Source organism: Roseateles sp. P5_E11 (assembly GCF_054049355.1).
In genome coordinates this window covers 1-6,779 of the sequence record NZ_JBFUMO010000315.1, presented here as the reverse complement: position 1 = coordinate 6,779, position 6,779 = coordinate 1, and the positions used below count along the sequence as shown (strand labels likewise).

6 protein-coding genes are annotated in these 6,779 nt (G+C 69.4%); 2 read left to right on the top strand and 4 right to left on the bottom strand.

The genetic code is table 11. From position 1 onward, the window contains the following. The coding region (locus ACXJKR_RS20405) for an AAA family ATPase (RefSeq protein ID WP_457324367.1) at nt 1-278 on the top strand (278 nt) is incomplete at its 5' end. A gap of 3 nt (nt 279-281) precedes the next feature. Here the strand turns inward: ACXJKR_RS20405 and ACXJKR_RS20400 are convergent. The 4 genes from ACXJKR_RS20400 to ACXJKR_RS20385 form a co-directional block, all read right to left on the bottom strand. Next, nucleotides 282-743, bottom strand: a complete 462-nt coding sequence (locus tag ACXJKR_RS20400) for a hypothetical protein (protein ID WP_457324366.1) — start codon at nt 741-743, stop codon at nt 282-284. Between the two features lie 189 nt (nt 744-932). Then, a complete protein-coding gene (locus ACXJKR_RS20395) occupies nt 933-4,523 on the bottom strand; it encodes a hypothetical protein (RefSeq protein ID WP_457324365.1) in 3,591 nt (1,196 codons plus the stop codon). Between the two features lie 140 nt (nt 4,524-4,663). Beyond that, nucleotides 4,664-5,623 carry an Hsp33 family molecular chaperone HslO gene (gene hslO, locus ACXJKR_RS20390; protein WP_457324364.1) on the bottom strand — a complete coding sequence of 320 codons (960 nt, stop codon included), beginning with the start codon at nt 5,621-5,623 and terminating at the stop codon, nt 4,664-4,666. Next, nucleotides 5,620-6,144 (bottom strand): gamma carbonic anhydrase family protein, encoded by a 525-nt coding sequence (locus ACXJKR_RS20385; RefSeq protein ID WP_457324363.1) that lies wholly within the window; start codon nt 6,142-6,144, stop codon nt 5,620-5,622. The genes hslO and ACXJKR_RS20385 overlap by 4 nt, the downstream gene beginning before the upstream one ends. A gap of 50 nt (nt 6,145-6,194) precedes the next feature. Between ACXJKR_RS20385 and ACXJKR_RS20380 the strand changes: the two genes are divergently transcribed. Then, a partial coding sequence (locus ACXJKR_RS20380) for a ferritin-like domain-containing protein (protein WP_457324362.1) occupies nt 6,195-6,779 on the top strand: 585 nt, incomplete at its 3' end.

Sequence of the window (6,779 nt, the reverse complement as noted above, 5' to 3'; positions counted from 1 at the left end):
TCACGGCACTGTGCAGCCAGCACTACTTCGGCGACGACAGCCTGCTCGTCCCCGCGCTGGCCTTCCAGCGCCGCTGCGCGCTGACGCTGCTGTGCGCGCCTGACCTCCCCTGGCTGGCCGACGGCATCCAGCGCGACGGCCCCGAGGTGCGGTCGCGCTTCGACGGCCGGTTGCGCGCAGCACTGTCGGCCCAGGGCCTGCCCTGGGTCGACATCTGCGGCGACGAAGCGAGCCGTCTCGCTCAGGCCGCGCAGGCCGTGGGCGCACCGGCCCGCTGAGCTTCACTTCGCCTGCAACTGCGACAGCGCGTCGACGGATCGATTGACGGCGCGGTCCAGCGTGGCGGCCAGTGGCGTGCCGGCATTTTCGGCGGAGATCGCCGACAGCTTGGCCGCAAAGCCCAGGTGCAGCTCGGCCAGCCAGTTCGGATGCGGATCGGGCTCGGGCACGGGCGGCCAACCAACGGGGAACTTGATCTTGCGCGGTTGCGTGGGGCACCAGTCGTCCAGGTCCTGGCCCATGGTCTTCCAGTTCAGGCCCAGTCGGTCGCTCACCCAGGCCATGTGGGCGAACTCCTGCGCCAGCGCCGCGCCTATGTGCTCGGGCGGCAGCGGCTGGGGATTCAATGCCACGGCGCTGACGCGATCATGCACGGACAGGCCCTGGGGCCCGCGTGGGATGACGTCGAAGATGGCCGGTAGTCGGCGGCCGATCAGGGCCAGCAGTCGTTGATCGGATGTCATGCTTCACTCCAGTGACCGGCATGGAACGGCGATGCCGGGAGCGCCCGACGGGGGCCTCGAATCGGGGCGGCCGCTCTAACAGGCTAGTCGCCCTGACAGCAAACACCATCGTATGGAGGGGGGAAGTGCAGACCGGTCGGCCCGCGGTTCTAGGGCTTGAAATTGCCGGATCGCATCAGTGCCGCTGTTCTAGCGGCCGAGCAGCAGGTAGTCGAACAGCTGCGTACCGCCCGCTCCCCCCAGGGGCACGAGGATGGCCTTGAGCAGGGGCTGGTCGAAGAAGGAGGCGAACGCACCGCACTGCTCGTTCTCGACCGACACGATCAGCCGCTTGTAGGGCTCGACGAGGTCGGACAGCGGTTTGCCGCTGCCCGCCAGCCAGCGCAGATCGGCCTGCATGGACGCCAGCGCCCGGCGGCGCGTCGTCTCGGCGGCACGCTTGAGCAGCAGCGTCAGGCCGATGAGCGCAGCGATGTAGAAGCTGACGCCGACGGCGATGGCCGGCGTCAGCGACCAGTTGTCGAACAGCCGGCTGCGCGCGACGACCAGCAACGCCAGCACGACGAACGGACCGATGACGAGGCGGGCCACCGGCGTGMTGCGCCGAGCCACGACCTGGATGTCGATCCAGTCGTCGAGCAGCGTGTGCACCGCGAAGCCGCCGCCGTCCTTGCTGCGGTCCTCGGGCCGGGCGCTGAAGCGCTGCGCCCACAAGGCCCTGTGCTCCTCGCCCAGGGACTTGGCAAACATCTCGATAGTGCTTTCGGGATAGAAAGTGCGCCCGGCATTCATGTGATGCACGAAGCGCACCAGCAGCACCGTCGCATCGGCCACCGCGACGATGAGCAGCGGCAGCAGCAGCAGGATGGCGTAGAGGGTGGCGCTCACCATCTGGCGGTGCTCGTCACCGCGCACGGGCACCTCGGGGATCTGCCCTTCGGACAGGCACAGGAAGAGCAGCCCGACGCAGCCAAGCGTCAGGCCATACCAGACCAGGGTGCGTGCGGCGCGCGGGCGGGCTTCGCCGCGCTCGCCGTACTCCTGCCAGAGCTCGTCAAAGTCGCAGCTGTAGCCGACGCCGGGCTTCCAGAACAACACGCTGACATGCTCGAACCAGCCGCGCAACAGCTGGCGCATGTCGCTGCGCACGACGGGCTTGGGCACGGGCCGCGGCAGCCGCAGCCAGTCGGAGTCGTGGCGGAGCTGGTTGAGCGAGTCGGCCCAGGCCCAGTCCAGCGTCCACAGGATGGCGAACAGCGCCAGCAGGTGGATGAGATGCGAAGGCCAGGCGCTGACGCCTTCCAGCCAGGCCACCGGCTCGCAGCTGTCGCAGACGCCGGCCTGGTTCCATCCGCCGGCCGGCCAGGCCAGCCACAGCCAGACCCCCACCACCAGCAGCACGACGACGAGATGCAGGCGGTCGACGCCAGCGCGCTGGTCGGGCGGCGCTGGCTGCTCGCGCCGCGCCAGCAGCAAAGCCGGCAGCACAGCCAGCAGTGCCCCGAAAGCAGCCAGGCTGGCCAGCAGCAGGGCATGAACGAAACCGAGCTGGCTGGGCAGCAGGAATTCGATGAGGCTGGCCAGCACGTAGGCGAACACGCCGGCATGCAGGGCCACCAGCACGATGGACGTCATGTCCATCTGCGGCTGGTTGTCCATCGTCGGCTCGCGCAGGAAGACACGGCGCGCCTGCCGGATCGCCGGCGTGGACGGCCAGACAAGCAGCGCGCAACTCATCACGACCACCATCAGCACGGCCAGGCCGTGGCGCCCCGCGCTCGGTGGCGTCGGCTGGGCCTCCAGCGCATAGCCAGCCAGCGGCACTGCGCTGGAACGGCCCACCTCGTACAGCGAGGGCTTCTGCAGGGCCGGCTCCAGCGACAGCCTCTCGTCGCGCTTGCAGCTCTCGCTGCGGCAGCCGGCCCGGCGGGCGGCGGCATACGTGCTGGCCTGGTAGATGTCGCGCAGCGGCGGCGTGCCGGCCTGCAGGTCGACGGCGCCGTGCGGTGCCCCTGCCGCGGGCGGGTAGAAGGCCAGCGGCAGGCTGCTGGCAACGACCAGGTTGCGCGTGAAGGCCTGGGTGCGGGGGTGCAGATAGCGCGCATCCATGTCCGTCGTGAAGAACATGCGGTCGGAGAAATCCTCGTGCAGGGCCTGCAGAACGAGCAGCTTGTCGTGCACGTCGTTGGCAAAGATGCCGATGGCACCGATGGGCAGGCGGCTTGAGTCGGCCTCGCTGCGCTTGAGCCCGGCTCCGAGGCGGCGCAGATAGTCGAGCTGGTCACGGCTCTCGGGCCATTCCAGCGGCGCGCTCTTGGCCGCCGGCCCGGCTGCGGCGGCGGTGCCGGCCTCGCGCGTCGTGATGCCGTCGATGCCACGGAAGAAATAGATGACCTCGATCTTCAGCGGCTGGCTCTGCGGCCGCCCCTCGGGCAGGCGGTAGCGCAGCTCGCTGACCAGGGACTGGGCATAGAGGGAATCCCGCTCGGCAACGATGACGACGCGCCGGCCCTCATGCGGCAGGCGCAGGCCGAGCTCGGCGACGATGCGCTTGATGAGCTCGGCGTCGGTACCGATGGTGCGCACCATCTGCACCGGCCGCACCGGGTTGACGCCGGTGATGCGGTTGAACTGGTCGGTGACGAAGGACTCGAGCTTCTGGTCGCTGAGCTCCGCGATCATGCTGTTGGGCGCCGTCGAGGCCGAGTTGTAGAACTCGGCACGCGACAGCAGCTCGTAGCCCTCCTGCAGGTCGGGCGCGAGACCCCGCACGGCACCCGCCACGCCCGAGCTGCAGCGTGCGGCCGCCGCGCTGGCCGCAGGGCTGAGGGCATCGGCGGCGGCGTTCTTGCGGTCGGCCGCGCAGCGCAGGTCCATCAGTGCGGCGCGCAGCGCGTCGGTCGACGAAGGGCCGATGACGGCCAGGCTGGGCAGGCGCTGCCCGTCTGATCCACCCGGTGCCGCAAGGTCGCGGGCCGGCCTGCCCATCAGCTGCTGGGTCAGCCGGGCCAGGGCATCCAGCTTGCGGTTGGGCAGGGAATTCTCGTCCACCCACAGCAAGGCGATCTGGCCATAGCGGCGCGGCTTGTCGGCCTTGGCATCGCCCTCGCCGTCGGGCTTGCGGCGGTGCTCCGAGCGCGCCGACAACAGCTCGTAGGGCACGACGAAGTTGTCCTTGGCCGCGCGCGCCTGCTTGTCGGCGGCAGCGGGCCGGGAGGCCGCCGATGCTGCTGAAGCCACTGACGCCGCCTCGGCCGGAGCGGCCGCCTCCAGCAGGTTGAACTCCAGCAGGCTGAGCCGCTCCGCGTTGTCGGGCACATAGTCCTGGGCCAGCAGGCCGGCCAGCGTCGCGTAGCGCACACGCCGCCGCGCCTCCTCGGCACCCACGAAATCGGCGCCGGGCAGCAGGCCCATGATGATGAGGGTGTCGTCCAGGCGCTGGTCGTGGTCGCGGTCCAGCTTGGCCAGCATGCGCTGCGGGTCACGCACCTCGGCCACGCGGTCGCGGCAGTCGATGTCCAGGGTTTGCGAGGTTTGCTTGCGCACGCGCTCGCAGCGCTCCGCCCGTTCCGTCTCGTAGCGGCGCAGCGCAGTGAACGGGTCTTCCCAGAGGCGGGCGTTGACGTCCAGATCCGGGTCCAGCGGCGCCTGGGCGCGGGCCTTCTCGGCGGGCCGCAGCGGTTCGAAGGCATGGRGCACGAGCTGGGTGCTGGCCACGAAGGCCACCAGCACCGCGGCACTTGCCCACGGGAAGCTGCCAAATCCGCCCTTGTCGGCCACTGTCGCCTCCTGGCCCTTTCAAGAAGGGGCCAAAAGGCGAAAGTCTCAGCTCGGGGCAGTGGCGTCAATCACTAGGCTGCCGGGCATCCTCAGAAGGCATGAGGCCCGTTGCGCAATGGAAACGCTGAACGACCTCAGAACTATTGAAGCGTGCCTTCGGCGCCGTCCGGCTGGCGTCCGGCGGGCGTGAACAGCGCGCCGACATCCACCGCGTCGAAGCGGTAGTGCCGGCCGCAGAAGTCGCAGCCGATCTCGATCTCGCCGCGCTCGGCCAGCACGCTGTCGGCCTCGTCGCGGCCCAGGCCGCGCAGCATCTGGCTCACACGCTCCCGCGAGCAGGTGCAGGAGAAATGCGGCGCCTGGGGCTCGAAACGGGTCACCGTCTCCTCCCAGAACAGGCGGCGCAGGATGGTGTCGGCGTCCAGCGTCAGCAGCTCTTCGGCGGTCAGCGTGCCCGCGAGGATGGCGACGCGGTTGAAGCCCTCGGACAGCCCGATGTCATCCTCGTTGCGTTTTCCTTCGAGGTTGCCCTCGCCTTCGACCGGCAGCCGCTGGATCAACAGGCCGGCGGCGATGTCGCCATTGGCGGCCAGCACCAGCCGGGTGTCGAGCTGCTCGGACTGCAGCATGTAGTGCTCCAGCACTTCAGAGAGCTTGTACAGCGGCTCGCGGTGGTCGCCGTGCAGGGGCACGACGCCCTGGTAGGGCTGCTGGCCGGGGAACTTGTCCTTGGGGTCCAGCGTGATCGCGCAGCGGCCCTGGCCGTGCACGTTCAGCATGCTGGGCAGGTCGGCCCCGGGAGCGAGCTCGCCGATGCACTTGGCCGTCRCGCGAAAGCTCAGATCGGGCTGAGCCTCGGCCACGGCGAGCTTGACCGGGCCGTCGCCAAAGATCTGCAACACCAGCGCGCCGTTGAACTTGATGTTGGCCTGCATCAGCACCGCTGCGGCGCTCATCTGGCCGAGCAGGTCGCGCAGTTCGGGCGGGTACTCCTGGCCGGGCTCGCGGCGGCTAAGCACCTCGCGCCAGGCGTCGGTCAGCCGCACCAGCATGCCGCGCACCGGCAGGCCGTCGAACAGGAATTTGTGCAGTTCACTCATCGGATTCTTTTCAGGCCGGCCGCATAACGGCGACCGTTGTTGACGTAATGGGCCGCGCTGGCCTTGAGCCCGGCGACCTGCGCCTCGCTCAGTTCACGCACGACCTTGGCCGGCGCGCCGACGATCAGCGAGCCGTCCGGGAATTCCTTGCCTTCGGTCACCAGCGCGCCGGCGCCGACGATGCAGTTGCGGCCGATGCGCGCGCCATTCAAGACCACCGCGCCGATGCCGATGAGGCTTTCGTCGCCGACCGTGCAGCCGTGCAGCATGACCTGGTGGCCCACGGTGACGTTCTGACCGAGGACGAGCGGGAAGCCATGGTCGGCATGCAGCACCGAGCCGTCCTGGACGTTGCTGCCCGCGCCAATCGTCAGCGTGTCGCTGTCGCCGCGCAGCACGGCGTTGAACCAGATGCTGACGCCTTCACCCAGCGTCACGCGGCCGATGACCTCGGCGCTGTCGGCCACCCAGGCGGAATCAGCCACGTCGGGGAGGTGCTCGTCGAGCTGGTAAATCGCCATCGCGGCCTCGCGCAAACGCGCAAAAGGGGCGGATTTTAGAATCCTGGCCAATGTCCGACCTCCGCCTGGCCACGCTCGGCCCCCTCCTGATTGCCGATGCGCCCGCCAAGGCCGCCGCCACGCTGACGCTTGACGCCGCCCTGCCCGTCGATACCGACGCGCAGATTCCCGAGCCCGGCGGCATTCCGGGGCGGCCCGCACGCCCCCGCCTGGTCGAGCACATCACGCTCAAAGGCCCGTCGCTGCGCACGCCGGCCGGCATCGCGGCCCTGGTGCACGCCATCGCCCACATCGAGCTGAACGCCATCGACCTGGCCCTGGACATCTGCTGGCGCTTCCCGGGCATGCCCGAGGCCTTCTACCGCGACTGGTTGCGCATCGCCCAGGAGGAGGCCAAGCACTTCACGCTGCTGCGCGAACACCTGCTGACGCTGGGTTTCGACTACGGCGACTTCGACGCCCACAACGCGCTGTGGGACATGGCCGAGCGGACAAAACACGATTTGCTCGCCCGCATTGCCCTCGTGCCGCGCACGCTGGAAGCACGCGGGCTTGACGCCTCGCCCGCCGTCAAGCGCAAGCTCGTCGGCGCCGGTGACAAGCGCGCTGGCGAGATCCTCGACATCATCCTGCAC